General features: G+C 71.5%; 18 protein-coding genes and 2 pseudogenes. 7 read left to right on the plus strand and 13 right to left on the minus strand.

From position 1 onward, the window contains the following. Positions 1-86: 86 nt before the first annotated feature. From BN1555_RS02625 to BN1555_RS02640, 4 genes and pseudogenes are all read right to left on the minus strand, one after another. A complete protein-coding gene (locus BN1555_RS02625; RefSeq protein WP_093797476.1) occupies positions 87-2,813 on the minus strand; it encodes a SpoIIE family protein phosphatase in 2,727 nt (908 codons plus the stop codon). Between the two features lie 274 nt (positions 2,814-3,087). Continuing rightward, a complete protein-coding gene (locus BN1555_RS02630) occupies positions 3,088-3,942 on the minus strand; it encodes a carbohydrate ABC transporter permease (protein ID WP_093797478.1) in 855 nt (284 codons plus the stop codon). After that, on the minus strand, positions 3,939-4,931 hold the full coding sequence (locus BN1555_RS02635; RefSeq protein WP_093797480.1) for a carbohydrate ABC transporter permease: 993 nt from the start codon (positions 4,929-4,931) through the stop codon (positions 3,939-3,941). The genes BN1555_RS02630 and BN1555_RS02635 overlap by 4 nt, the downstream gene beginning before the upstream one ends. A gap of 80 nt (positions 4,932-5,011) precedes the next feature. After that, positions 5,012-6,328 (minus strand): annotated as a pseudogene (locus BN1555_RS02640) (ABC transporter substrate-binding protein). Positions 6,329-6,604: 276 nt separating this feature from the next. On the opposite strand from BN1555_RS02640, the pseudogene BN1555_RS02645 reads away from it, so the two are divergent. Continuing rightward, positions 6,605-9,006, plus strand: a pseudogene (locus BN1555_RS02645) (glycoside hydrolase family 2 protein). Then, a complete protein-coding gene (locus tag BN1555_RS02650; protein ID WP_093797482.1) occupies positions 9,003-10,034 on the plus strand; it encodes a LacI family DNA-binding transcriptional regulator in 1,032 nt (343 codons plus the stop codon). The pseudogene BN1555_RS02645 and the gene BN1555_RS02650 overlap by 4 nt, the downstream one beginning before the upstream one ends. Positions 10,035-10,100: 66 nt before the next feature. On the opposite strand, the gene BN1555_RS02655 is transcribed toward BN1555_RS02650, so the two are convergent. The 4 genes from BN1555_RS02655 to BN1555_RS02670 all read right to left on the minus strand — a co-directional run bounded on the left by BN1555_RS02655 (position 10,101) and on the right by BN1555_RS02670 (position 15,438). Then, positions 10,101-11,081, minus strand: a complete 981-nt coding sequence (locus BN1555_RS02655) for an acetylxylan esterase (RefSeq protein ID WP_093797484.1) — start codon at positions 11,079-11,081, stop codon at positions 10,101-10,103. Between the two features lie 151 nt (positions 11,082-11,232). Continuing rightward, positions 11,233-12,852, minus strand: a complete 1,620-nt coding sequence (locus tag BN1555_RS02660; protein ID WP_093797486.1) for a cellulase family glycosylhydrolase — start codon at positions 12,850-12,852, stop codon at positions 11,233-11,235. Positions 12,853-13,179: 327 nt separating this feature from the next. Next, positions 13,180-14,421 (minus strand): mannose-6-phosphate isomerase, class I, encoded by a 1,242-nt coding sequence (gene manA, locus BN1555_RS02665; RefSeq protein WP_093797487.1) that lies wholly within the window; start codon positions 14,419-14,421, stop codon positions 13,180-13,182. A gap of 42 nt (positions 14,422-14,463) precedes the next feature. Further along, positions 14,464-15,438: an ROK family protein gene (locus BN1555_RS02670; RefSeq protein ID WP_093797489.1), complete on the minus strand. Its 975-nt coding sequence runs from the start codon at positions 15,436-15,438 to the stop codon at positions 14,464-14,466. Positions 15,439-15,759: 321 nt separating this feature from the next. Between BN1555_RS02670 and BN1555_RS02675 the strand changes: the two genes are divergently transcribed. Continuing rightward, complete coding sequence (locus tag BN1555_RS02675) at positions 15,760-16,104, plus strand: tetratricopeptide repeat protein (RefSeq protein WP_093803130.1); 345 nt, start codon at positions 15,760-15,762, stop codon at positions 16,102-16,104. Here the strand turns inward: BN1555_RS02675 and BN1555_RS02680 are convergent. Then, positions 16,101-16,658, minus strand: a complete 558-nt coding sequence (locus BN1555_RS02680; protein ID WP_176709929.1) for an ATP-binding protein — start codon at positions 16,656-16,658, stop codon at positions 16,101-16,103. The genes BN1555_RS02675 and BN1555_RS02680 overlap by 4 nt on opposite strands. Positions 16,659-16,890: 232 nt before the next feature. On the opposite strand from BN1555_RS02680, the gene BN1555_RS02685 reads away from it, so the two are divergent. Further along, a complete protein-coding gene (locus BN1555_RS02685) occupies positions 16,891-18,174 on the plus strand; it encodes an alpha/beta family hydrolase (protein ID WP_093797491.1) in 1,284 nt (427 codons plus the stop codon). Between the two features lie 294 nt (positions 18,175-18,468). Here BN1555_RS02685 and BN1555_RS02690 read toward each other — a convergent pair whose 3' ends face one another. Further along, complete coding sequence (locus tag BN1555_RS02690) at positions 18,469-19,632, minus strand: TetR/AcrR family transcriptional regulator (RefSeq protein WP_093797493.1); 1,164 nt, start codon at positions 19,630-19,632, stop codon at positions 18,469-18,471. Between the two features lie 111 nt (positions 19,633-19,743). Here BN1555_RS02690 and clpX point away from each other — a divergent pair, with 111 nt between their 5' ends. Next, positions 19,744-21,039, plus strand: coding sequence for an ATP-dependent Clp protease ATP-binding subunit ClpX (gene clpX / locus BN1555_RS02695; protein ID WP_093797495.1), 1,296 nt, complete (start codon positions 19,744-19,746; stop codon positions 21,037-21,039). A gap of 198 nt (positions 21,040-21,237) precedes the next feature. Next, positions 21,238-22,017 (plus strand): VOC family protein, encoded by a 780-nt coding sequence (locus BN1555_RS02700; RefSeq protein WP_093797497.1) that lies wholly within the window; start codon positions 21,238-21,240, stop codon positions 22,015-22,017. Between the two features lie 33 nt (positions 22,018-22,050). Here BN1555_RS02700 and BN1555_RS02705 read toward each other — a convergent pair whose 3' ends face one another. Together BN1555_RS02705 and BN1555_RS02710 are read right to left on the minus strand one after the other, a co-directional pair. Further along, a complete protein-coding gene (locus BN1555_RS02705) occupies positions 22,051-22,344 on the minus strand; it encodes a DUF2087 domain-containing protein (RefSeq protein ID WP_093797499.1) in 294 nt (97 codons plus the stop codon). 178 nt (positions 22,345-22,522) lie between these two features. Then, entirely contained in the window at positions 22,523-23,950 is a 1,428-nt protein-coding gene (locus BN1555_RS02710; protein ID WP_176709931.1) for a dihydrolipoyl dehydrogenase family protein, read from the minus strand. A gap of 116 nt (positions 23,951-24,066) precedes the next feature. Here BN1555_RS02710 and trxA point away from each other — a divergent pair, with 116 nt between their 5' ends. After that, the gene (trxA, locus tag BN1555_RS02715; RefSeq protein ID WP_093797501.1) at positions 24,067-24,453 is read left to right on the plus strand and encodes a thioredoxin; all 387 of its coding nucleotides are present in this window, start codon (positions 24,067-24,069) and stop codon (positions 24,451-24,453) included. A 128-nt stretch (positions 24,454-24,581) separates the two neighbouring features. Here trxA and BN1555_RS02720 read toward each other — a convergent pair whose 3' ends face one another. Next, positions 24,582-26,018: a benzaldehyde dehydrogenase gene (locus BN1555_RS02720; protein WP_093797503.1), complete on the minus strand. Its 1,437-nt coding sequence runs from the start codon at positions 26,016-26,018 to the stop codon at positions 24,582-24,584. Positions 26,019-26,020 lie beyond the last annotated feature (2 nt).

Genomic DNA, 26,020 nt, shown 5'->3' on the forward strand with positions numbered 1-26,020 from the left:
CATGTCGGAAGTGATCGCGCCCGGTCGGCAAGTATGCCGTCCCCCCTTCCGCCTCCCGCACGGGGCACGGTCCGTCCCGGTGTCCGTCACAACGGGTCGTCGGGCAGCCAGGACAGGTCGTCCAGATCCGGCTCCGGTGCGGACTGCCGGCCGTCGGTCAGAGGCTGCTCGGTCCACATGACCTTGCCGGTCGGCGTGTATCTCGTTCCCCACCGGCCCGCGAACTGGGAGACGAGGAACAGGCCGCGTCCGCCCTCGTCCGTCGTGGCCGCACGCCGTAGGTGCGGGGCGGTGCTGCTGCCGTCGGACACTTCGCAGATCAGACCGCGCTCGTACATCAGCCGTACGTGGATCGGCGCGGAACCGTAACGGATCGCGTTGGTGATCAGCTCGCTCAGCATGAGCTCGGTCGTGAACCCGATCTCCCCGAGCCCCCATGTCTCCAGCTGGCGGCCGCACGCGGCGCGGACGGGGGCGACGGCCGCGGGGTCGGGAGGGACGTCCCAGTCCGCGACCCGCGCCGGGTCCAGCAGACGGGTGCGGGCCACCAGCAGCGCGATGTCGTCCCGGCGGTGCGGGGGCAGCATCGCGCTGAACACGGCCTGGCAGGTCTCCTCCGGCGTCGCGTCCGCGTGGTCGGCCAGGGTCTGGCGCAGGAGGCGCAGGCCGGTGTCGATGTCCCGCTCGCGGTGTTCGATGAGGCCGTCGGTGTAGAGGACGAGCCGGCTGCCCTCGGGCAGCCGCACTTCGGAGGTCTCGAAAGGCAGACCGTGGAGGCCCAGGGGCGGAAAGACCGGCACGTCGAGAAAGTCCACCGTGCCGTCGGGACGGACCAGCCCGGGGGCGAAATGCCCCGCCGTGGCCATGGTGCACAGGCCGGAGACCGGATCGTAGATGGCGTACAGGCAGGTGGCTCCCGTGATGCTGTCGCCTTCGCCGTCCCCCTCTTCCTCGTCGATGCGGGAGACCAGCTCGTCCAGGTGGCCCAGCAGTTCGTCCGGCGACAGGTCGAGTGCGGAGAAGTTGTGGACCGCGGTGCGCAGTCGGCCCATGGTGGCGGCGGCGTGCAGGCCGTGCCCGACGACGTCGCCGACGACCAGGGCGACCCGCGCCCCCGGCAGCGGGATGGCGTCGAACCAGTCGCCGCCCACCCCGGCCTGCGCGGGCAGGTAGCGGTACGCGACCTCCAGGGCGTCCTGCTCGGGCAGGACGCGGGGCAGCAGACTGCGCTGGAGGGTTACGGCCATGGCGTGTTCGCGGGTGAAGCGGCGGGCGTTGTCGATGGCGACCGCGGCGCGGGCGGCGAGCTCCTCCGCGAACGCCAGATCCTCCTCCTCGAAACACCCGGTGGACTGCGAGCGCCAGAAATTGACCATGCCCAGGACGACGCCACGTGCCCGCAACGGCACCGACACCAGGGAGTGGATGCCGTAGGCGAGGGCGTTGCCGGCTCCCACGGGGTCCTGGGCCCGCCAGCCGTGGGCAACCCTCAGGTCGGCTTCGAGCACCGCATGGCCGCTCGCCAGAGCCGCCGCCATCGGCGTGGTGGGGACGACGAACCTGACCAGGTCGCCCACCGGCTGGAAGGGGCGGTCCTCGCCGACACCGTTCACGGCCGCGCGGCGCATTTCGGTGTGCGCACCGGTGGGCTCCTCGCCGCGCAGTACGGGATCCAGCAGCTCCACCGTGACGAAGTCCGCGAACCGGGGAACCGCCACCTCCGAGAGCTCCTCGGCGGTACGCACCACGTCCAGCGTGGTCCCGATCCGCACTCCGGCCTCGTACAGCAGCTTCAGGCGCTCCCGGGCGACCTCGGCCGCGCCGGACAGCGCCCTCAGCTCGGTGGTGTCCCGGAGCGTCGCGGCAGTGCCGGGGGGACCCCCGTACGGGGCGGTGGGCCGTGTGTTGACGGCCAGCAGCCGGTCACCGGCCAGGTGGATCTCGTCGGTCACCGTGCGGCCCGAGACCAGCAGCCCGGTGATGGGGGCATCGAGGCCCAGGTCGGTGACGTGCCGTCCCTCCGCGCCGGCGGGCAGCTCCAGGAGCCTGCGCGCCTCGTCGTTCACCAGCGTCAGCCGGCCGTCATCCCCGATGATGAGCACGCCCTCCCGGACGGCGTGCAGAACCGCGTCGTGGTGCTCGTACATCCGAGTCATCTCGGCGGGGCCGAGGCCGTGCGTCTGCCGTCGCAGCCTCCTGCTCACGAGTACGGCGCTGCCTGCGGCCAGGGCGAACACCCCGACGGCGGAGGCGAGGAGCGCCGGCAGGTGGCGGTTCACCGCGTCCCCGACGTTCTCGACCGTGACGCCCGCGGTGACCAGGCCGACGACGGAGCCGTCGACGTCGGTGACGGGGACGACGGCCCGGGCCGCGTCGTTCGGGGCACCCTTGAAGACCTCCGTGAAGGCCGTTCCGGCAGTGGCGCGTTCCACGCCCTCGGTGCGCTCGCCGACCAGCGCCGGATCGGTGTCGGTGTACCGGGTGCCGTCCGGCGCCGTCACCGCCATGAAGTCCACACCCGATCCCCGCTGGGCCGCGTCCGTGTGGGTCCGCAGCGCGGCGGCCGGATCACGGGACCGCAACGCCTCCACGGTGCCCGGGGCCTCCGCGAAGGACTCCGCGGCGGCGAGGGACCGGTTCCGGGCGTCCCGCTCGCTGTCCTGGCGCGTCTGGAACGCGAGCGCGACCACCGCGGCCGCGATCAGCAGTACGGCGACCATGATCTGGAGGAGGAGCACCTGACCCGCGGCGCTGCGCACCTCCAGCAGGGAACGCACACCTGGCCGCGACGCGCCTCCGAGACGTCCAGTCATGCACCATTTTTAGCATCAAGTTACTTTTCGGGCGCAGGCCCCGCAGCTCGCAGCCGGGGCGGAAGCGGCGGAGCGGTCCTCGACGCGGCCCCCGGTCCCCGGCCCGCTCGCGAGCCCCTCCGGAGCGACGCCGTCGCCGGCCGTTCCGCGTACGGACGGCCTGCGCGGCCGGGGTCCCGTTCCGCCCGGCCGGAAGGTCCCCGCTGCCGGAGGGTCCGCGCTGCCGCCGCGCTGCGGCGCGAAGGCCGCCCCTTCGCGCCGCACGCGGCCGGGATCACTTCGTGGCGCCCTGCGCGAAACCGTTGTAGATCCAGCGCTGGAGGCAGAGGAAGACGATCAGGGTGGGGACGATCACGAGGATGGCGCCTGCCGAGATGTTCTCCCAGTGCGCCCCGAAAGGCCCCTTGAAGCGGAACAGGGCGGTGGAGATGGTGCCGAGCTCCTCGGACGGCATGTAGAGGAAGGGAATGTAGAAGTCGTTGTAGACGGTGATTCCCTTGATGATCACGACCGTCGCCACAGCCGGTTTCAGGAGCGGGAAAATGATCTTCCGGTAGATGGTGAAGGCGTTCGCCCCGTCCAGGCGCGCGGCTTCGTCCAGGGACGTCGGGATGGACCGGATGAACTGCAGGAAGATGTAGATCGAGACGATGTCCGTGCCCATGTACAGCAGGATCGGGGCCCAGCGGGTGTCGAACAGGCCGAAGCCGTTGACGACCTGGAAGGTCGCGACCTGCGTGGTGACACCCGGTACGAGCGTGGCGACGAGGAACAGCGCCATGACGAGCTTCTTGGCGCGGAAGTCGAACCGGTCGATCGCGTAGGCGGTCATCGAGCCGATGACGACGGTCCCGCCTATGGAGAAGAACAGGATGAAGGCCGTGTTGCCGAAGGCGGTGAGCATTTTGCCGTCGGTGAACGCGGTGGCGTAGTTGCTGAAGTTGAGCCAGTTGCCCGGCAGCGAGAGCGCGCCCCCGTCGGTGGCTTCCTCCGACGTCTTGAGCGACGTCAGGAAGACGACGGCGAGCGGCAGGAGGACCGCCAGGCACGCGACGATCAGTGACAGGTAGGTCAGGGCCGGTCCGAGCCGGCGGCGTCCGCTGCGTCGGGCGGGCAGGGCCGTGGTCATACGAGGTCCACCTTCTCATCGGGCACGAGACGGCGCTGGATCCAGGTGATCAGGAGAATGATCAGGAGCAGCACGACCGCGGCCGCCGAGGCCAGGCCGGTCTTGTTGAACTGGAAGGCGAGCTTGACCGTCTGGATGACGAAGGTCGAGGTACCGGTCGCGCCGCCCGTCATGATGTACGGGATCTCGAACACGGCGAGGGAGCCGGAGATCGCCAGGATGACACTGAGGCTGAGCACGGGCTTGATGCTCGGGGCGATGATGTACCGGAACTGCTGCCACTTGCCGGCGCCGTCCAGTTCGGCGGCTTCGTACAGCTCTCCGGGGATGGACTGGATCGCGCCCAGGAACAGCACGAAGTTCAGCCCGGTGTACCGCCAGACGGAGACTCCGGCCAGCGACGTGTTCGCGGAGGTGGGGTCGCCGAGCCAGGCGTGGTCGGTGTCCGCGCCCAACCAGGAGAGCACGGAGTCGAGCGTGCCGCCGTCCTGGAAGAAGTAGAGGAAGACGAAGCCGATGGCGACGCCGTTGACGAGGTAGGGGAAGAAGAGGATCCCCTTGAAGAAGTTGCGGAACCTGAGGTCGAAGCTCAGTACGGCCGCGAAGTACAGTGCGACGGCGATCTGGACGGCGGACGCGGCGAGATAGTAGCCGCTCACGAAGAAGACCCGGAAGAGTTCCGGCCGGGTGAAGATCTGGGTGTAGTTGTCGACGCCCGTGAAGTTGCGGTCCGGGCTGATGCCGTCCCAGTCGGTGAAGCTGTAGAAGACCATGTTCGCCACGGGGACGTAGGTGAACGTGATCAGCAGGGCCAGCGGGATCGCCAGGAACAGCCACGGCGTGATCTGCCGGAGAGGACTGCTTCGCCAGGAACGGCCCGGAGGGTCGCCGGGCGCGCCCCGCCGCGCGGATCCGCGGCCCGTCCTGCGCGCCACGGGAGCCGCTCCTGCGGGAGACTGCGCGGGCGCGGTGTCGGTTGTTTCGGTCATGTCGGCCTTTCTGTCCACTGGTGCCGTACGACAGGGGCCCCGGCCGGTGTCGTGCGGCCGGGGCCCGCCTCCGCCGTCCGTCAGGAGCCGGCGGTCTTCGCCGCCTCGTTCCACTTCTCGTCCAGGTCGGCGAAGAAGTCCTGGAGACTGCCCTTCTGGCGCCGCGCGCCGTGTCGATCAGCTTCTGGCGGTAGTCGGGCTTGGCCAGACCGATCTCGGCGGCGTTGTCGATCACGTTGACCTTCTCGGTCTCCGCCTCGGAGCGCTCCACCAGCTTGACATCGTTGTCAACGTAATCCTTGAGCGTGCTCGGCATGGGGGCCGACTTCACCACGGGGACCGCGCCCTCCTTCTGCGAGTAACCGGACTTCTCGGTGAACCAGTCGATCCAGGCCGGGCGGCCGCCTTGTTCTCGGAGTGGATGCTGACGGCCTGCTGGTAGTCGGAGACGACGGTGGCGCAGAACGCGCCGTTCTTTTGCGCGGGGAAGGGCATGAAGCCGATGTCGTCCGGATCGGTGCCCGCCTTCCTCGCGGCGTCCCGCATCTGCGTAATCGCCCAGGAACCGAGCTGCATGGTCGCGATCTCGCCCTTGGCGATCAGGGTCTTGGAGCTTTCCCAGTTCGTGGTGGTGGGGTCCTTCTCGGCCAGCCCGTCGTGGACGATGTCGTACAGGAGCGAGTCGATGACGTTCAGCTCGCTGCCCTGCTTCCACGGGGAGACGGGGCCGGCGAGCCGGTCGCTGGCCTTCGCGTCACAGGTGACCGAGCCGACGCTGTTGCTCCAGGCGGTGAGCGGCCAGCCGTCCTTGAAGTTGGTGTAGTAGGGGACCGCGCCGGTCTTGTCCCCGACCGCCTTCAGAGCGGCCGTGAACTGCTCGGGGGTGGTCGGCCACCGCGTGACGCCGGCCTTCTTCCAGACGGCCTTGTTGTAGACGAAGCCGTTGGCCGTGCCGAACTGGGCGATGCCGTAGACCTTGCCCCGACGTCCGTCTTGTCGCTGAAGCGGTACTTGTCCGCGAGCTCGGAGGTGGCTCCCAGGGGGGCGAAGAACTTCGGGTAGTCGCCCTTGGCGACCGCGCCGGGGATCATCAGCACGTCGCCGTACGCCTTGGTGTTCATCCGGATCCTGACCTCCCCCTCGTAGTCGGTGAGAGGCTCGAACTTGACCTTCACCTTGGGGTAGGTCTTGCCGAACTCGGCGGCGTAGGCCTTCATCGCCCCGTTCTGGACGAGGTCCGTGCGCGGCGTCAGGACCTTGATCTCGCCCGAGACGTCACTCGGGTCCGCGGGGGCGGCCGCCGTCTCGTTGGAGGCGGCACCTCCTCCGCCGCACCCGGTCACGGTCAGCATCGCGACGGTCAGTAGCGCGCCCGTGAGCGTCTTCGTCTTCCCCATGTGCCAGCTCCTTCAGGGTTGCGGCTCGGGTCCGCGGTGGGATGTCGGCACTATGTCAGTCGGATGTGAACCGGTAAAGCTCTGATTTCCGGCACGATGCCCAATCGTTACCGGAGATGGTTGATTCATCGACGAGATAAGCCAGTTGGTGACACTGCGTTACATCAATGTGTCTGAACCGAGCTTTACCGGTTTATGGACAGGGGGTCGGAGCCGGGTTAGGTTGTGCGGCGTCGTACATCCACCTGGCCCGAGCCAGGCGATTGGAGCCGCACCATGAAGGACGTCACCCAGCTGACCGAGGGCTGGAGCCTGCGCCACGAGGAGGCACTGCTTCCGGCGCGGGTTCCCGGCTGCGTCCACACCGATCTGCTGGCCGCCCAGCTCATCCCCGACCCGTTCATCGGCCGCAACGAGGCCGAGATCGCCTGGGTCGGCAGGCGGGCGTGGTCCTACGTCACGGACCTGTCGCACGACAGCGCCCACGAGCGTACCGACCTGGTTTTCGACGGGCTGGACACCGCTGCGGAGATCACCCTCGCCGGCGAGGTCCTCGGTACGACGCGCAACATGCACCGCGGTTACCGGTTCGACGTCACCGGGCGCACCGGAGCGCTGGAGGTCGGCTTCGCCTCCGCCTACGACGAGGCGGCGGCGGTCCGGAGCGTGACCGGGGAGCGGCCCAACGTCTACCCGAGCCCTTCCAGTACATCCGCAAGATGGCCTCCAGCTTCGGCTGGGACTGGGGCCCCACCGTGGTGACCGCGGGCATGTGGCGCCCCGCGCGGCTGGAGCACTGGTCGACCGCCAGGATCGCGCAGGTGCGCCCCCTCGTCACGGTCGGTGAGGACGGCACGGGTCGCGTGGAGCTGCACCTGCGGGTGGAGCGTACGGAGCGGGGGGCCGGGCGCCGGCTCACCGCCCGCGTCCGCGTGGCGGGGGCGTGGGCCGAGGTCTCCTTCGACGGCGAGGAGACCGTGCTCGGCCTGGAGGTGCCCGAGCCCCGGCTCTGGTGGCCCCGCGGCTACGGCGAACAGCCCCTCTACGACCTCGACCTGACCCTGCTCGACGGGGCCGGCGACCTCGACACCTGGCACCGCCGGGTCGGTTTCCGCACGGTCGAGCTGGACCGCTCCGCCGACGAGCACGGGACCGGCTGCACGTTCGTCGTCAACGGCGTACGGATCTTCGCCCGCGGGGTCAACTGGATCCCGGACGACGTCCTGCCGAGCCGCGTCACCCCCGAGCGCTACCGGACCCGCCTGACGCAGGCCGCCGAGGCCAACGTCGACCTCGTCCGGATCTGGGGCGGCGGCATCTACGAGGACGACGCCTTCTACGACGTCTGCGACGAGCTGGGCCTGATGGTCTGGCAGGACTTCCTCTTCGCCTGCGCCGCCTACCCCGAGGAGCAGCCGCTGCGCGGAGAGGTCGAGGCCGAGGCTCGTGACAACGTTGTCCGCCTGATGCCGCACCCGAGCCTGGTCCTCTGGAACGGCAACAACGAGAACCTGTGGGGCTTCAGGGACTGGGAGTGGGAGCCGGCCCTGGCGGGCGACTCGTGGGGGGAGGGGTACTACCTCGGCCTGCTGCCGCGGGTCGTCGCCGAACTCGACCCCACCCGCCCCTACACGGCGGGGAGCCCGTGGTCCGGCTCCTGGGACCACCATCCCAACGACACGCGCCACGGCACCCACCACTCCTGGGAGGTGTGGAACCGGCAGGACTACGCGGAGTACCGGGCGAGCGTGCCCCGGTTCGTCGCCGAGTTCGGCTGGCAGGCCCCTCCGGCGATGGCGACCCTGCGCAGGGCCCTGCCCGGTGAGGACCTCGCCCCCGACTCCCCCGGCATGCTGCACCACCAGAAGGCCGAGGACGGCAACGGCAAGCTCGACCGGGGCGTGGCGCGTCACTTCGCCCTGCCCGAGAACGACTTCGACCGGTGGCACTACCTCACCCAGGTCGTCCAGGCGCGCGCCGTCGCGGCCGGCATCGAGCACTGGCGGGCGAACTGGCCGGTCTGCGCCGGCACGGTGGTCTGGCAGCTGAACGACTGCTGGCCGGTCAGCTCCTGGGCCGCGATCGACGGCGACGGCCGGCTGAAGCCGCTGTACCACGAGCTGCGCCGGGTGTACGCGGACCGGCTGCTGACCCTTCAGCCGGACACCGGAGGACTCGTGCTCGCCGTCGTCAACCAGTCGGGCGACCGGTGGCGGACGGCTGTCGCGCTCCGGCGCCTGGAGGCGGACGGTGCCGTGGCGGGTGAGGCCGTCCTCGACGTCGTGGCCGAGCCCCGGTCGGTGGTGCGCCTGGCGGTCCCGGCGGGCCTGGTGCCGGCGGAGCGGTCGCCCAAGGAGTTCCTGGTCGCCGACGCGGACGGGCTGCGTGCGGTCCATTTTCCCGTACCGGACAAGGAGTTCGCATATCCGGAGCCGCGTTTCGACGTCCGGCTGGAGCCCGTGCCCGGACAGAGCGATAGAGTCGACGTCGTGGTGACGGCACAGACCTTGGTGAGGGACCTCCTCCTGCAGGCCGACCGTCTCGGCCCCGAGGCGAGTGCGGACTGCGGCCTGCGGACGCTGCTGCCAGGCGAAGAGGCCCGTATCCGGGTCAGCGGCTGCGGCGGCGTGGACGCCGATGCCGTCCGGGCCGCCCTGTTCAGTGTGGATGTGGTGTGAAACCGTCTTCCGGACGCGTCACGATCAACGACGTCGCAGCGCGGGCAGGAGTGTCCAAGGGCGCGGTCTCCATGGCCTTCAACAACAGGCCGGGAGTCTCATCGACCACCCGGGAGCGCATTTTCGAGGCCGCCCGCGACCTCGGCTGGGCTCCCCACCAGACCGCTCGCAGCCTCTCCAGCCAGCGCATCGACATCGTCGGTCTGGCGATCTGCCGGCCGGCCCGGCTGCTCGGCCTCGAGCCCTTCTACATGGAGTTCATCTCCGGCATCGAAAGCGTCCTGGCGCAGCGGTCGTGCTCGCTCCTGCTGCGCCTGGTGCGTGACCTCGACGAGGAGATCGCCCTGTACGAGAGCTGGTGGCGCAGCAAGATGATCGGCGGTGCCATCCTCGTGGACTTCCACCAGGACGATCCGCGGGTTCCGGCGCTGCAGGCCGTCGGGCTTCGGGCGGTGGCCGTCGGGCACCCGTCCCTGACGGGATCGTTCCCGTCGGTCTGGACCGACGACGCCACGGCCGCGGCCGAGGCCGTCCGCTACCTGGCCGCCCTGGGCCACCGGCGCATCGCGCGCGTCGGCGGCCCGGCGGGGCTCGGGCACAGCGGCATCCGGGCCGCCGCGTTCGAGTCCACGGCGCGTGAACTCGGCCTGGAGGGGCACCGTCAGGTGTCCACCGGATTCGCCGGTGAGGAGGGCGCCCGGGCGACCCGCAGTCTGCTGCTGTCGCCCGACCGACCGACGGCGATCGTGTACGACAACGACATCATGGCCGTCGCGGGCGCCGCGGTGGCGGCCGAAATGGGGCTCGCCGTACCGGACGACCTGTCCCTGCTCGCGTGGGACGACTCGCAATTGTGCCGTCTGACGCACCCGACGCTGTCGGCCATGAGCCACGACGTGCACCACTTCGGCGAGGAGGTCGCCCGTACCCTGTTCGGTGTGATCACCGGTTCCCAGGGGGGTTCGCTCCAGGTGCCGACGCCTTCACTCACCCCGCGGGGCTCCACCGGGCCGCCGCCGCGCGGATAGCCGGAACGGCTCGGGGCCGTGCCTCCTTCACCGGGGCACGGCCCCAGCCGTTTCTCCACCGGACCGCTACCGGGCCGTCGGCGCCAGGCCGAGCTCGCGCAGCCGGCGCAGGTGTTCCGGAGCGGTGGCTCCCCGGCCTCCGGCGTGGTCGGCGAAGGGCCAGACCTTGATGGCCTTGGCGGCCGCGTAGGCGTGGTACGCCGCGTACACGGTGGACGGCGGACAGACCGGGTCCATCAGCCCCACGCTGAAGAGCGCCGGGGCCAGGGCCCGTCGTGCGAAGTGGACGCCGTCGAAGTGGCCGAGGGTCTCGAAGGCCCGCTCGGGGTCGTCCCTGGTGTGGTGGCGCAGGTAGTCGACGAGTTCGGTGTACGGCCCTTCGGCGGCGGTCTCGGCCCCGCGCCTGAAGTGGCAGAGGAACGGCACGTCGGGCAGGGCCGCCGCGATGTCCCGGCCGGCCAGGCCGGCGACCGCGAGTGCGAGACCGCCGCCCTGGCTGGCTCCCTGGACGACGATCCGGTCCGTGTCGACGTGTGGGAGGCAGCGCGCCGCGTCCACGGCGCGGACGCAGTCGGTGATGAGGCGGCGGTAGTAGTGGTCGCGCGGGTCGTGGATGCCGCGGGTCATGAAGCCGTGGACCCACTGGGGGCCGTCGCTCTCGTCGTGGTCCGGTGTGTCGTGGCCCTGCCCGCGGCTGTCGACGACGAGGTGGGCGTAGCCGGCCGACGCGTAGAGGAGGTGGTCGGTCGGCAGGCCCCGTCCGCCGCTGTAGCCGATGTAGGTGATCACGGTGGGCAGGGGGCCGTCGGCTTCGGACGGGAGGATGAACCAGGCGGCGACGGGCTGACCGCGCCAGCCGGAGAACCGCAGGTCGTAGACGTCGACGGTGGACAGCAGTGTGTCCTTGACGGGCGTGAGGCGCGGCTCGTCTCCGGCCTCGCGGGACAGCCGCAGGCTTTCGTCCCAGAAGGCGTCGAAGCCCTTGGGCTCCGGTATCTGCTCGCGGAGGGCGTCCAGTTGGTCGGGGGGCAGGTCGGTGAACGGCATGGAGCCGACTCCTCAAGGGTTCTCCGGCCGGTACGGTTCGCGCCGTCCTTGCCGTGCCGGGTGGGTTCTGACATGGCGCGACGGTCTCCCACCGGCCGGGACAGCACCGGGGGGAGACCGCCCCACACCCCGTGGCGGGGTGCGGCTGTGGTCAACTCTTCGCGCAGGTTACGCCGTTGAGGGTGAAATCGGCAGGGATGCCGTTCGCGCCGGTGGAGGAGCCGTTCAGGCCGAAGCTCACCGATCCGCCGGCCGGAATGGTCTCGGTCCACGACTCGTTCGTCGCGCGCAGTCGTGTCCCCTGCTGGACCACCTTCGCGTTCCACGAGGAGTTGAGGGTCTGGCTGCCGGGGAAGGCGAAGTCGAGCTGCCAGCCCTTGATCTCCTGGGTGCCGGTGTTGCGGACGGTCACGTCGGCGTTGAACACGCTCCCCCAGTCGCTGAGGCGGTAGGTGACCGCGCACTTCCCGGCGGACGGGCCGCTCGCGGTGGTGACGTTCACCGTGGCGGAGCGCGGCGAGCGGTTGCCGGCCGCGTCGCGGGCGTAGACGGCGAAGGTGTAGGCGGTGGAGGCCGTCAGGCCACTGACGGTGGCGCTGTTGGTGGCCGTGGTGGTGACCTGCGTTTCCTGGGTGCCGTTGACCCGGACGACGTCGTAGGCGGTGACCGCGGTGTTGTCCGTGGCCGCCGCCCAGGACAGGCGGACGCCGCTGGAGGTCACCGCGGACGCGGCCGGGGCGCCGGGCGCGGTGGGCGCCTGGGTGTCGCCGCCGGTGCCGAAGACGCTTGCCTCACGGGCGGTCCGCTTGATGCCGTCGGGGCCGTCGAAGAGGCGCTTCCCCCAGGCGGTCAGCCGGCTCGCGTCGAAGCCGGTGGCCATGTCGAGGTACTCGACGCCGCCTCCGTTGCCGCTCCAGGACCACCCCAGGTAGCCGAGACCGAACTCCTCGGCGGTGGCCATGATGGCGTCCTCGTCCGGGTTGCCGTCCGAATGCGCGTCACCGAACTCGCCGACGACGAGGGGCAGTCCACGGGACACGAACCGGTTCAGGTAGTCCCGCACTTCGGCCGCGGTGTCATAGACGCCGTACATGTGAATCGAGAAGACGGTGTTTTTCCGCGGGTCCGCGGCGAAGACACCGGGGGCGTTGTCGCGCATGGTGAACGACCAGTCCTGGCCCCAGTTCGGCGCGTCCGCCATGAGTGTGTGATCGAATCCGGCGGTACGCATGCGGCTGATCGCGTTCGACGTGTCGGCCGTCCAGGCGGTGTATCCGGAGTTGCCGTGCGGCTCGTTCCCGAGGTTCAGGATGACGTACTTCTCCTGCCCCTTCACCGCTTCCTGGACCTCGATCCAGTAGTCGACCGCGCGGGAGAGCGAGACGGCGCCGCCCTGTTCCCCGTAGCCGGTGGTGTCATGGGCTTCGAGAACGCAGACCAGCCGGTTCGCCCTGCACTGCTCGACGACGGCCGCGACGTCCGCCGTGCCGTTCTTCGTCCAGCGGTCGCCGGTGCTGAGGACGACGCGCACGGAGTTGGCCCCCAGCGCCTTGATGTCGGCCAGCGCCCGACCGGTTCTGTCCGGGTACCAGGCGTGTGCGTGGTTGACGCCTCTGAGGACGAAGTCGTTGCCGTTCGCGTCCAGCAGCCGGCCGTCCTCGACGTGGAACCCGGGCGCCGGATCCGCCGCCTGTGCGGCGGTCGGAGCGGCGAACACCGAGGCGGCCATGGCCAGCAGCGCTCCCGCCGCGGTGGCCAGTTTCCTTCTCATCCCTTGCTCCCAACTCGGTGCGCGCACGCGGCCGGACCGGGAGTCACGGGCGTGCGGCATTTCCGTTTCATGGCGGATGTGGTGATCCCGGATCCACGGGGCTTCATTCTCAAAGCGACGTGAAAGCCGGACCGGCTGCCCCTGTCCGATCGCGGAACGCGACTCACGTCGGGCAGGTGGAAATCGCTCTCACCGAAACTTCAATCGCGCGGACCTTCACTCAACGGATGAGAACATCAAGCCAGTTGGCTCATCCGTCCGGCGACCGAGAGAGAGATTATGGGCTCTCCCTTCCTCACACAATGCTCCGGACCGAACCGGTTAAGTTCAGTCGCGGTTTTGTTCGACGGAGGGACCGGCAGGTCCCGCGAGGGCGTCCGCTCCCGCCGCCACGGTGGCGCGGAAGACCGCGCCGTCGCCGGTCACGGTGACGCGCTCCCGTGCGGGGACGTAGACAGCACGGCCCGGTCGCAGGACCAATGCCCCTCCCTCTCCCCCGATACGGACCTCGCCCCGGGTGCACAGGAGGATCTGCGGGGCACCGCCGCCCAGCGTCCGCGCCTCGTCCCGCGCGTGCAGGAGCAGCCGGGAGAGACGGAAGTCGTCGACCGGCGCGGGATAGACGTGTTCACCGCCCCGGTCGTCGGCCGTGGGGCGCAGCACGCGCGTCGGCGGCGCGGCGAAGCGGACGACCTTCAGCAACTCGGTGGAGTCGATGTGTTTGGGCGTCAGCCCGCAGCGCAGCACGTTGTCGGAGCTCGCCATGATCTCCACGCCCAGGCCGGAGAGGTAGGCGTGCGGGATCCCCGCGCCGAGGAACAGCGCCTCACCGGGCACGAGCCGGACGTACGCGAGCATCAGGGCCGGCAGCAGGCCCTGGTCGCCGGGGTGGGAGCGGGCGATCGCGGCGTATGCCTCGAAGTCGTCACGGTAGGGGCCGTCGCGGTCCGCCTCCCGTACGAGCGCGTCGGTGACGGCGCCGAGAAGGTGTGGGCCGGGGGCGAGGAAGGCGGTGAACACCTCGCGCAGCGCCGCTTCGTCCGGACGGGTCCGCAGCGTCCGGACGAAGGGGGCGAGGGCGTCCACGCGCAGGGCGTCCAGGAGCTCCGCGCACCGGCCCGGCGGCCGAAAGCCGCAGAGGCCGTCGAACGGGGTGAGCGCGACGATCATCTCGGGCTTGTGGTGGCTGTCCCGGTAGTTGCGGCGCGGAGAGTCCAGTGGGATCCCGAGGGCGTTCTCGGCTTCGTATCCGGCCGCCGCCTGTGCCAGGTCGGGATGCACCTGGATGGAGAGAGGGGCGTCGGCCGCGAGCAGCTTGAGCAGGAACGGCAGCCGGGGCCCGAAGCGGCGCAGTACGGAGTGGCCCAGTTCGTTCACCGGGTCGGCGGCGACGGCGCGGTCCAGCGGGACGGGGCCGCCGACCCGGTCCACACGCGAGGGAGCCGCCGGGTGGGCGCCCATCCACAGCTCCGCCTGCGGTGTGCCGGTGGGGCGGGCCCCCATGAGCTGCGGCAGGGCGGTGACGGAACCCCACGCATAGGGCTGGATCGTGTTGGTCAGAAGGTCCACGACAGGTGATTTCCAGGTGACGTCGAAGCGGCTGGGACGGACCTACGGGCGGGACACGGGAACACGGGCGCGGCCGGCCCGGGAGAGTCCCGCTTCCGCGGCCCCCGCGGCGGCCGCGCCGATCAGTCCGGCGTCCAGGGCGAGACCCGCCGGAACGATCGGTACATTCCGGGTGAAATCGAGCACCGCGTACTCCTCCATGCGGCGGCGCAGCGGCCCGAAGAGCGTCTCTCCGGCCTGGGCCACGCCTCCGCCGATCACCACCACGTCGAGTTCCACGAGCGCGATGGTCGCGGCGATGCCGGCGGCGAGGGCCCGCCCGGCCCGGTCGTAGGCCGCCAGGGCGCGCTCGTCCCCGCCGCGCGCCGCCACCTCGACCGCCGCCGCGGTCGGCGCCTCCCCCGGAGGGGGCGTCCAGCCCGAGGCCAGTGCGTGGGCGGCGATCGCGGTGCCGCTGGCGAACCCCTCCACACAGCCTCGCGCACCGCACGGACAGAGCGGACCGTTCATGTCCACGGAGATGTGCCCGATGTGCCCCGCGTTCCCGGAGATGCCCGCGTGCAGGCTGCCGTTGAGGATCAGCCCGCCGCCCACACCGGTGGAGACCACCATGCAGAGTGCGTTGTCGACGCCCCTGGCGGCGCCCGTCCAGTGCTCGGCGGCGGTCATCGCCACCGCGTCCCCGACCAGCACCGGTCTCACGCCGACGGGCATGCGGGGGTGGGAGCGCACCTTCTCCACTAGCGGATAGCCGCGCCAGCCGGGGATGTTGACGGGGCTCACCGTCCCGGCGACGGTGTCGACCGGGCCCGCGCTTCCGATCCCCATACAGGAGAGGTCCGCCCACTGCGCGTGCCGCGACAGGTCGTCAAGCACCGCGCTGACGGCTCCCATCAGCGCGTTCGCCGACTCGCGGGCCGGGGTGGCTCGCTGCGCCCGGGCCACGAGCCGGCCGTCCGCGTCCACGAGCGCCCCGGCGATTTTCGTCCCGCCGATGTCGAGTGCTCCGTACACCATCGCGTTCAGCCCTTCCGTCAGCGCAGGGATATGCGTTTCGCAGACACTCTGCACTTCTTTGACAACGTTGTCTAGTAAACAAGTTTAGTTCAGTTAAAGGTTTAGTCAAGCGTTTTTCGACGCCATTCATCCCCGCGAGGGAGGCACTGCCGCCCTCGCGCGCGAGGCGCCAACAAGCCATCAGGCGTGGCGCTTTCCGGGGGCACCGGCAAGTGAAGGTAGTGGAATATTAAACTTCCAGGGTTGGTTGAGGCTGCCGCACGGCCCCGCTCCGGAGGCCGACCGCCGAGCAGGAGGGTCCCGATGACCGGGCAGACGAATCTGAACGACGCCCACTACAGCCGCGGCACTACCGCCGACCGCTGGGCGCGCGCGCAGCTCTTCTTCGAAGCCAGGGAGTACGACAAGGCTGCCCGCGTCCTCACCGGCCTGGTCGACGAAGTTCCCGAGCAGCTCGCTCCGCGTCTGCTGCTCGCCCGCTCGTACTACCACTCCGCCCAGCTGGGCAAAGCGGAGACCGAGCTGCGCTCCGTACTGGAGCGCAGCCCGGTCGAGCACTACGCGCAGCTGATGCTCGGCCGCACGCTGGAGCGCCAGGGCCGGAGCGGCGAGGCGGCGCCGCATCTGCGGATGGCCGCCGCGCTGTCCGGGGACTTCCCCGGCTAGGCGGGCACGGGAACGGACGGCGCGACCGGCTCCCGGGCGGGGGCCGGCGCGGGGGCGGGGGCGGGGGCCGGCGCGGGGGCGGGGGCGGGCGCGGGGGCGGGCGCGGAGGCCGGGAACTCCTTCGCGTCACCCACGCCCGGAAGCGGCGTGCGCGGCAGCAGCGGGCTGTTGCGCGCGTCCTCCACGCGCCGCGTGAACCACACGACCTTGCCGTCTGCGGTACCGCAGGTGCCCCAGCTGTCGCACAGGGCCGCGACAATGGCCAGACCGCCTCCACCGGCGGACACCAGGCGCGGCATCGGGGGGCCGTTGTCGGCCACCGAAGCCGTCAGGTGCCTGCCGGTCCAGCGCAGTTCGACCACGCACCGGCTGTCGTCGCCGACATGCCGATGGACGTTGGCCAGAAGTTCCTCGACACCCCTGCACACGGGCTGGATGTGCAGCTCGAGATTCCAGTACCGCAGGTGTGCGGCAACGATGCGCCGGATCTGCGAGACGCGCTCCGCCGATACGTGCAGTTCGACCGCGTAATACCGGTCGGTGGAAAGTGTCATGGCCGTGGCTCCTTACCGCGAGGCTCACATGCTTCACCTCGTTGCAGCAACGACCCCCGAACACGAAGAGTGAGCGATAGTCACCTTTGGGTCAGGGCCATCCTGTCCCCCGGAAGCGGGAACCGCAACCGGTGCGGCCCGGCGCCGCCGACTTGCGGAACAGTCGCAAGTGGGGTTGTTTCGAAGGAAATGGATGTGGTTTCCGTCTCCCCTGGTTCGGGGGTGAACCACCGTGCTGTTCACCGACCGCGTCGACGCGGGGCGGCGTCTCGCCCTGGCCCTGCGGCATCTGAAGGCGGAAGGACCCGTCGTACTGGGCCTGCCCCGGGGCGGAGTTCCGGTGGCCTTCGAAGTGGCGCGGGCGCTCGGCGCACCCCTCGATGTGGTCGTCGTACGCAAACTCGGGGTCCCGTACCACCGGGAGCTGGGTTTCGGCGCCATCGGCGAGGGCGGGGCCCGGGTCATCAGCGACGACATCGTCCGCCGCAGCGGCCTCCGGGAGGAGGCCCTCGTGGCGGTCGAACGCGCCGAGGAGGCGGAACTCGAACGGCGGGCACGGCGGTTCCGCGGCGACCGGCCGCGGCTGGCGCTCGGCGGGCGGACGACCGTCGTGGTGGACGACGGGATCGCAACCGGTGCCACGGCGGCGGCCGCCTGCGAGGTCGTACGGGCGCAGGGCGCGGCCCGCGTGGTACTGGCCGCGCCGGTGGCGGCGCCCGACGCGGTCGCCCGGCTGAGCACCGAGGCGGACGACGTCGTGTGCCTGTCCGTGCCGCAGATGTTCCGTGCTGTCGGAGAGTGGTATGAGAACTTCACCCAGACCTCCGACGAAGAGGTCGTCGCACTGCTGGCGCAGGCGGCGCGGGCCGGGGGAAAGGCCGCGGAGGAGGTCGAGGTGGGCGCCGGCGGGGTCCGGCTGGCCGGGGACCTCGCTCTGCCGGAGGGTGCCGGGGCAGTCGTGATGTTCGCCCACGGCTCCGGCAGCAGCCGCCACAGCCCGCGCAACCGGTCGGTGGCGGCGGCCTTGAACCGGGCGGGCCTGGGCACCCTGCTGTTCGACCTGCTCACGCCCGCGGAGGAAGCCGACCGGGCGAACGTCTTCGACATCGAAACCCTGGCCGGCAGACTCGGGGACGCCACCCGCTGGCTGCACCGCCGCGTGTCCCTCCCGATCGGCTACTTCGGGGCGAGCACCGGGGCCGCGGCAGCACTGCGTGCCGCCGCGTCCGCCGGCACGGAGGTCGGCGCCGTGGTCTCACGCGGCGGCCGGCCCGACCTCGCGGGGCCGCGACTGGGTGACGTACGGGCGCCCACCCTGCTCATCGTGGGCAGCCGGGACACCCTGGTACTCGATCTCAACCAGCGGGCCCAGGCGGAGCTGCGCTGCGAGAACCGCCTGGAGATCGTCCCGGGCGCCACGCATCTCTTCGAGGAACCGGGAGCACTGGACAAGGTCGCCGACCTGGCCCGGGACTGGTTCACCCGGAAGCTGGGGCCGTCGGCGCGCGCCGAGTAGCCGGAGGCCACCGCGTCGCCGGGCGGCGCCGCGCACCGGTCCGTCCTGCGCCGAGCCCGCCGGGCGGGCCGGTGGCGATCGCCGTGCCGGACACCGGCACGGCGGCCGTGCGCCTCATGGAGCAGCTCGGCCCGACACCCCCGTCCGGGGCCGCGCGGATGCGCACGGGACCGGTCCCGCAGACCGACCGCTCCGGGTTGTTCGGCGTCACGAGCCTCGGACTGGGCCGACGGCGCGCGGAGGGACCGTACGGCCGGTTCTCCGCGGACAGCTTCCGTCAGGCGGCTCCCGCCGTCATGAACGGCGGCTTCCGTCCCGGCGGGTACGGCGGCTCCCGCCCGGGCGGGCACCGCCGGCCCGTGTGGTGGCCCCTTCCGCCGCGGCCGCCGCGTGGCAGGCGCCGCGGCCGTCGGCGCGCGCCACGATCCGGCCTCCTGCGACACGGACGGCGGCCTCGGTGCCGTCGCTGACGGCCGGTACCCCGGCCGCCTCGGCGAGGACGCCCGACACGTCGTGCACCACCTGGAGCCGCGGCCACGCCGACGGCGGGAACGCCTGCCGCAGGCAGCCGCACAGCCCGGCGACGGCCCACCGTGCCAGGGGCGTCAGTTCGGCCGGCTCGCCGGTGACCAGGACGGCGGTGACCGTGGCCCCGGGCGGTGCGGCCCGTACCGCTTCCTCGGCGGCTTCGAGCCGGTGCAGCCCGAGAATCACCACCACGCCGTCGTCCGCCAGCCGCGCCGGCCCGCCGCGTACGGCGTCCATCGCGGGCGGCGGGGACCACGGCTCGTCGGCCGGGCGTGCCTGTGGGATGTAGGGGAGGTGCGGCGGAGGCCACGTGTCGTCGAGAGCGAGGTCCGCCAGCCGCTCACAGGCGCTGACGATGTTGAAGGGCTCGATGAAACCGGGGGCCGCGTCGGCCATCTGACTCGCGCCGTGCAGCGTCGTGAGGACGGCCTCCGCGACGCGCACCAGGCGGCCGGGCGGTGCGTCGGGCCGCCGCAGTCCCTCCAGAGCCAGCCCGAGCAGGACCGCGTCCAGCTTCATCAGCTGGGCGAACGGCCGCCGGATCCGCTCCTCGGAGAGGATCTCGGGCATCAGGTGCCTGCCCAGCCGGGGCGATTCGTGCCGGTCGCCGGTGCCTGTGCCGGTGCCGGTGAGCGGCAGTCCGGCGACCCAGGCGCGGGCGAGTGCGCCGAGCGCCTCGGGGCGGGTACGGCCCGGCGCGGGGTGCGGGGGCTCGGGCACGTGTTCGGCGAGGTCGGCCAGGACCGCGAAGTACAGCGCCCGCTTGCCGGGGAAGTTGGAGTACACCGCGCCACGGGTCAGCCCGGCGCGCTCGGCGATGGCGTCCACTTTGGCTCCCGGGAAGCCCTGTTCGGCGAACTCGTTCCTGGCCGCTTCGAGCACCCTGGCGCGGTTGTGCTCCTGCAGCTCCGCCCTGCTGAGCCGGCCCATGGTCCTCACTTGCCTGCGCGTTGCCGTCCGTGTCGGTTCAAGATACCGTCACCATCCAGATGGTGACGTCATATGGTTTCAGCATTCGACGAGAGCGAGGGATGTTTCCGAGTGGCACGCATCGGTGACAGCGGCGACCTGCTGAAGTGCACGTTCTGCGGGAAGAGCCAGAAGCAGGTCAACAAGCTCATCGCGGGCCCCGGCGGCATCTGCATCTGCGACGAATGCGTCGGCCTCTGCAACGAACTCATCGCGGAGGACCTGGACGGGGCGGCCGGAGGCGGTGGGACGGAAGAGCTGCCGACGCCCCGGGAGATCCACGCCTTCCTCGACCAGTACGTCGTCGGGCAGAACGACGCCAAGAAGGCGCTCGCGGTGGCGGTCCACAACCACTACAAGCGCATCGGCGCGGCGGCCGGCGGACCGGAGGAGACCGAACTCGGCAAGTCCAACATCCTGCTGATCGGCCCGACCGGATGCGGCAAGACGTACCTCGTCCAGACCCTCGCCCGGATGCTCGACGTCCCGTTCGCGATCGCCGACGCGACGGCGCTGACGGAGGCCGGGTACGTCGGTGAGGACGTCGAGAACATCCTGCTGAAGCTGATCCGGGCCGCCGACTTCGACGTCAGGAAGGCCGAGACCGGGATCATCTACATCGACGAGATCGACAAGATCGCCCGGAAGGGCGAGAACCCGTCGATCACGCGCGACGTGAGCGGTGAGGGCGTACAGCAGGCGCTCCTGAAGATCCTGGAGGGCACGGTCGCGAGCGTGCCGCCGCAGGGCGGCCGCAAACATCCGCAGCAGGAGTTCATCTCCTTCGACACGAGCAACGTGCTGTTCATCGTCGGCGGCGCGTTCGCCGGTCTGGAGCGGATCATCGAGCAGCGGGCCGGCCACCGGGGCATCGGGTTCGGCTTCCCGGTCCCTGCCACCGGGAAGGACCGGGAGGGGGAGGACCCCTTCGCCGGCGTCATGCCCCAGGACCTGCTGGAGTTCGGGCTGATCCCGGAGATCGTCGGCCGGCTCCCGATGGTGTCGGTCGTGCAGCCGCTGGACCGGGCGGCGTTGGTACGGATCCTCACCGAGCCGCGCCACGCGCTGATCCAGCAGTACCGGCGGCTGTTCGAAATCGACGGCGTGGAGCTGGAGTTCACCGAGGACGCTCTGGGCGCGATCGCCGACCAGGCACTGCTCCGCCGTACCGGCGCCCGGGCGGCGCGCACCATCCTCGAAGAGGTCCTGCTCAACGTGATGTACGAGGTGCCGAGCCGGGACGACGTGGCCCGTGTCGTGGTGGACCGCGACACCGTACTCGGCCATGTCGCCCCGGTGCTGGTGCCTCGCGCGCGGCCCGGCCACGAGCCGGGCCGGGAACCGGACCGCCGCGACCGGACCGCCTGACCGCCTGCTTGCCGGCCCGTTGGCCCCGCTCCCCGTTGGCCTGTCGGTCGGCTGGTCGGCTGGTCGGCTGGTCCATGCGGATGAAACCGGATCCCCGCGAATGCGATGGCTGAAGCGCCGTGGAGGCGATCGGCAAGGGTGGCTGATGCTCCGTCGACACCCCGCGGCAAACCTCCAGAGAGGCAGGGCGCCCCCACGATGCTCAGCACCGACTTCGTCACCGGATCCCCCAACTGGCTCGACCTCGGCAGCCCCGACACCTCGGCAGCCGCCACGTTCTACGGCCAGGTCTTCGGATGGGACTTCCGGTCGGCCGGCCCCGACGCCGGCGGGTACGGCTTCTTCCAGCAGGACGGCAGGACGGTGGCCGCCCTCGGGCCGCTGACGGAGGAGGGGGCGGGTTCCGCCTGGACGGTGTACTTCCGGACACCCGACGCCGATGCCACGGTCCGGGCGGCCGAACAGGGCGGCGGGACCGTCCGCGTGGAGCCCTTCGACGTCATGGACGCCGGGCGGATGGCCTGTCTGACCGACCCGGGCGGCGCGGAGTTCGCCGTATGGCAGTCGGCCGCCGTCGAAGGGCTGGAGAAGGTCTCCGACGACACCAGCCTGTGCTGGGCCGAGCTGCACATCGGTGATCCGGCGGCCGCCCTCGGCTTCTACGGCTCGCTGTTCGGCTGGCGGTCGCAGGAGTTGGAGGCGCCTGGCATGACGTACACCGTGCTCTCCACCGCCGAAGGCGACCAGCAGGAAACCTCGTTCGGCGGCGTCGCCCCGCTCCAGAGCGAGTCCGGGGAGGCGCGCTGGATTCCGTACTTCGCCGTGGAGGACGTGGACGAGACCGTCACCAGGTGCCGGGCGAGTGGCGGGTCGGTCGTCATGCCCGCCGCGGACGTCCCGGACGTGGGCAGGATCGCCTGGCTCGCCGACCCCTTCGGCGCGACCTTCGCCGTCCTCAAGCCCGCGCCCCCGGCCTGACGTCCGGGTCCCGTCCCGGGGCGTCGCGACCGGCTACCGGGCCCGCCGGTAGCTGCTGCCGTCCCTGGGGCGGTCCAGCAGGCCCGCCACGACCAGGTGGCGGCGCAGCGCCGAACAGTCTTCGTGCACCGTGAGCAGCGCCTCGTTGACCTCGCGCTCGCTGTACGCCCGGTCCCGCTCGAACAGCGTCTGCGCCAGGTGTACGAGCAACTGCTCGCGGCGGGCCGCCTTCCGCGGGATCGCCGTCAGCCGCCCCCTGGAGAAGAGGGCGGCCACCCCGGCCGCTCCGGCCACCGCCTGCGAACCGCTGGTTCTGTTGTCGGACATGACCGGCAGCCTCCCAGCCGGCCGATCACCGGGCAACCCGTTTTCACGACGGGTGCCCGGTCCCACGTGCCGACCGGCGGGACTGCGGCGTCGAAGGCCGGCACGTCGTCGTGGCCCGCCCGCGCGGAGGAGGCGGGCCGGGCCCGCGGCCCGCCCGCTCGAACCCGGACCCGCGTACTCAGCCCCGGTACGTCTCCAGAAGCCGCAGCCACACCTCGCTGATCGTCGGATACGCCGGGACCGCGTGCCACAGGCGGGCGATCGGGACCTCCCCCGCCACCGCCACCGTGGCCGAGTGCAGCAGCTCGGCCACCCCCGGGCCCACGAAGGTGGCGCCGAGTACGGTCTCGCGGTCCAGGTCGACGACCATGCGGGCGCGGCCCCGGTAGCCGTCGGCGTACAGGCCGGCGCCCGATACCGACGCCATGTCGTAGTCGACGGCCCGCACCCGGCGCCCCTCCGCCTCCGCCTGGGCGAGCGTGAGGCCGACCGCCGCCGCCTCGGGGTCGGTGAAGACGACCTGGGGTACGGCGGCGTGGTCGGCGGTGGCGGAGTGGGCGCCCCAGCGTGCGGTGTCCAGGGGCTTGCCGTGGGCCCTGGCGGCGATGGCGTCGCCCGCGACGCGTGCCTGGTACTTGCCCTCGTGGGTCATCAGCGCCCGGTGGTTGACGTCCCCCACGGCGTACAGCCAGTCACTGCCCTCCACCCGGCAGCTGTCGTCGACCGTCAGCCAGGAGCCGGGCTTCAGTCCGACCGTGTCCAGGCCGATGTCTTCGGTGCGCGGGGCGCGGCCGGTGGCGAAGAGGATCTCGTCGGCCTCGATCCGCTCGCCGTCGTCGAGTACGGCGGTGACCGGGCCGTGGCCGCCGTCGCGCTCGACGGCGGCGACGGAGGTCCCGGTCCGTACGGTCGCACCCGCTTCCGTCAGCGCCTCGGCGACCAGCTCGCCCGCGAAGGGCTCCATGTTCGCCAGCAGGCCCTTTCCACGTACGAGCACGGTGACCCGGGAACCGAGCGCCTGCCAGACCGTGGCCATCTCCACGGCGACCACTCCCCCACCGACGATCACGAGCCGGCCGGGCACCTTGCCGGCGCTGGTCGCCTCGCGGCTGGTCCAGGGGTTCGCACCGGCCAGTCCCGGCAGGTCGGGGACGAGGGCCCGGCTTCCGGTACACACCGCCACCGCGTGCCGCGCCGTGAGGGTGTACCGCTCGCCCGAGGGCGCCTCGACGGTCACCCGCCGGGGGCCCGCGAGCCGGCCCCTGCCGCGGTGGATGTCCGCTCCGACCGACTCCAGCCAGCCCACCTGGCCGTCGTCCTTCCAGTTCGACGCGTAGTAGTCGCGGTGGGCGAGCACCTCGGCGACGTCGAGGGGGCCCTGCACCGCCTGGCGCAACCCCGGGACGCGGCGCGCGTCGGCGCGTGCGGTCACCGGGCGCAGCAGCGCCTTGCTGGGCATGCACGCCCAGTAGGAGCATTCGCCGCCGATCAGTTCGTTCTCCACCACCGCTGTGCTCAGCCCGGCCGCCCGGGCACGGTCCGCGACGTTCTCGCCGACGGGTCCGGCTCCGACCACCACGACGTCGTACTCCGCTGCATTCGTCATAGGCGCAGTCTGGTGCGAGGTGTGCGCCGTGGCCAGCCGGGCAGGCGGAATACGGCGAACCCGCATGCCGTTGTGCGGGACGGCTTCGCCCGCTACGCCAGGAAGAGGAGCACACCATGTCCACCGTCGAGCTCACCAAGGAAAACTTCGACCAGGTCGTGAGCGAGAACGACTTCATCCTCATCGACTTCTGGGCTTCCTGGTGCGGTCCCTGCCGGCAGTTCGCGCCCGTCTTCGAGAGGGCGTCCGAGCGCCACGAGGACCTCGTCTTCGCCAAGGTCGACACGGAGGCCCAGCAGGAGCTGGCCGCGGCCTTCGAGATCCGCTCGATCCCGACCCTGATGATCGTGCGCGAGAACGTGGCGGTGTTCGCCCAGCCCGGCGCGCTGCCCGAGGCGGCGCTCGAGGACGTGATCGGCCAGGCCCGCAAGCTCGACATGGACGAGGTCCGCAAGTCCGTCGAGGACGCGAAGCAGGCGCAGGGCGCGCAGGAAGCGGGCTGAGGCGCGGCAGAGCGCGGAGAAGGGCCCGGCCGGAACGTGCGGCCGGGCCCTTCTCCGCGCGGGTGCGGGGCGGGGTCCTCCTGGAAGCGGGGTGCCCCCGGAAGCGGGGTGCTCCTGGAAGGGGTGGCCTAGAAGGGGTGGTCCGCCGGTTCGCGGCGCACCGTCGTCCAGCGCAGTTCGGTGAAGGCCTCCAGGTTCGCCTCGCCGCCGAAGCGCGCCCCCGTGCCGGACGCCGCGACGCCGCCGAAGGGCGCGACCGCCTCGTCGTTCACCGTCTGGTCGTTGATGTGGACGATCCCGGTGGGGATACGGTCCGCGAGCCGCACCCCGAGTGCGGTGTCGCGGGTGACGATGCCCAGGGAGAGACCGTACGGGCTCGCCGACGCCAGGGCCGCGGCCTCGTCGAGGGTGGTGAAGGAGCGGACCGGTGCGACCGGGCCGAACACCTCCTCGGCGTACGCGGGGGTGTCGTCGCCGACGCCCGCCAGCACGGTGGGCCGGTAGAAGAGGTCGCGGTGCGTGCCGCCCGCCGCGAGCTTCGCGCCGCTCGCCGTGCTGGCCTCCACCAGGCCGTGGATCTTGTCGAGTTGGCCCTGGTCGATGATCGGGCCCAGGTGCACCTTCTCCTGGTGCGGGTCACCGACGGCCAGGGACTCGGCCTTGGCGGCGAGCCGTTCGACGTACTCGTCGTAGAGCGAGGCGTGCACGAGGTGGCGGCCCGTGGTCATGCAGATCTGGCCCTGGTGGAAGAAGGAGCCCCAGGACGCCTGGGCGACGGCGCCTTCGAGGTCGGCGTCCTCCAGGACGACGAGGGCGGAGTTGCCGCCCAGTTCCAGGTGTGCGCGCTTGAGCGCGCGCCCCGCGGCCTCCCCGACCGCGCGGCCCGCTCCCGTGGATCCGGTGAAGGAGACGACCGGTACGCCCGGGTCGGCGACGAGCGCCCGGCCGGCCTCGGCGCCGCCGGGCAGGACGTGCAGCAGGCCCTCGGGCAGTCCCGCCTCGGCGAACACGGCGGCCAGAGCGAGGCCGCCGCAGACCGCGGTGCGGGGGTCGGGCTTGAGCAGAACGGCGTTGCCCAGCGCGAGAGCGGGGGCGACGGAACGTATGGAGAGGATCAGCGGGGCGTTGAAGGGGGCGATGACGCCCACCACCCCGGCCGGAACCCGCTGGGTGTACGACAGCCGGGGCGCCTCGCTGGGCAGCACCTGGCCGGTCGGGCGGGAGGCCAGGGCGGCGGCCTCGTAGCACTCCTGGGCGGCGACGTGGAGTTCGAAGTCGGCCTTGCCGGGTATGGACCCGGATTCCCGTACGAGCCATTCTCGCAGCTCGTCGGCGTGCGCGGCGAAGAGGTCGCCGGCGCGGCGGAGCACGGCGGCCCGCTGGAGGTGCGGTGTGCGGGACCAGGCCGCCTGTACGGCCCCGGCGGTCCGGGCGGCCGTACCGACGTCCTCCGCGGTGGCGAGCGTGACGCGGCCGAGCGTTCCGCCCGTGGCGGGCTCGACGACGTCCGACTCACCGCCCGAGAGCCGGACGGGCTGCCAGGTCTTGGGGTCGAGCAGGGGCATGC

Origin of the sequence: Streptomyces sp. Wb2n-11, from assembly GCF_001049855.1 — a bacterium.
In the GTDB taxonomy this organism is placed as follows: domain Bacteria; phylum Actinomycetota; class Actinomycetes; order Streptomycetales; family Streptomycetaceae; genus Streptomyces; species Streptomyces altiplanensis.

Coding starts and splice junctions, on each gene's coding strand:
- BN1555_RS02625 (WP_093797476.1), bottom strand. CDS start 2,813: ATGACTGGACGTCTCGGAGGCGCGTCGCGGCCAGGTGTGCGTTCCCTG.
- BN1555_RS02630 (WP_093797478.1), bottom strand. CDS start 3,942: ATGACCACGGCCCTGCCCGCCCGACGCAGCGGACGCCGCCGGCTCGGA.
- BN1555_RS02635 (WP_093797480.1), bottom strand. CDS start 4,931: ATGACCGAAACAACCGACACCGCGCCCGCGCAGTCTCCCGCAGGAGCG.
- BN1555_RS02655 (WP_093797484.1), bottom strand. CDS start 11,081: ATGCCGTTCACCGACCTGCCCCCCGACCAACTGGACGCCCTCCGCGAG.
- BN1555_RS02660 (WP_093797486.1), bottom strand. CDS start 12,852: ATGAGAAGGAAACTGGCCACCGCGGCGGGAGCGCTGCTGGCCATGGCC.
- BN1555_RS02670 (WP_093797489.1), bottom strand. CDS start 15,438: ATGGTGTACGGAGCACTCGACATCGGCGGGACGAAAATCGCCGGGGCG.
- BN1555_RS02680 (WP_176709929.1), bottom strand. CDS start 16,658: ATGACACTTTCCACCGACCGGTATTACGCGGTCGAACTGCACGTATCG.
- BN1555_RS02690 (WP_093797493.1), bottom strand. CDS start 19,632: ATGGGCCGGCTCAGCAGGGCGGAGCTGCAGGAGCACAACCGCGCCAGG.
- BN1555_RS02700 (WP_093797497.1), top strand. CDS start 21,238: ATGCTCAGCACCGACTTCGTCACCGGATCCCCCAACTGGCTCGACCTC.
- BN1555_RS02705 (WP_093797499.1), bottom strand. CDS start 22,344: ATGTCCGACAACAGAACCAGCGGTTCGCAGGCGGTGGCCGGAGCGGCC.
- BN1555_RS02710 (WP_176709931.1), bottom strand. CDS start 23,950: ATGACGAATGCAGCGGAGTACGACGTCGTGGTGGTCGGAGCCGGACCC.
- trxA (WP_093797501.1), top strand. CDS start 24,067: ATGTCCACCGTCGAGCTCACCAAGGAAAACTTCGACCAGGTCGTGAGC.
- BN1555_RS02720 (WP_093797503.1), bottom strand. CDS start 26,018: ATGCCCCTGCTCGACCCCAAGACCTGGCAGCCCGTCCGGCTCTCGGGC.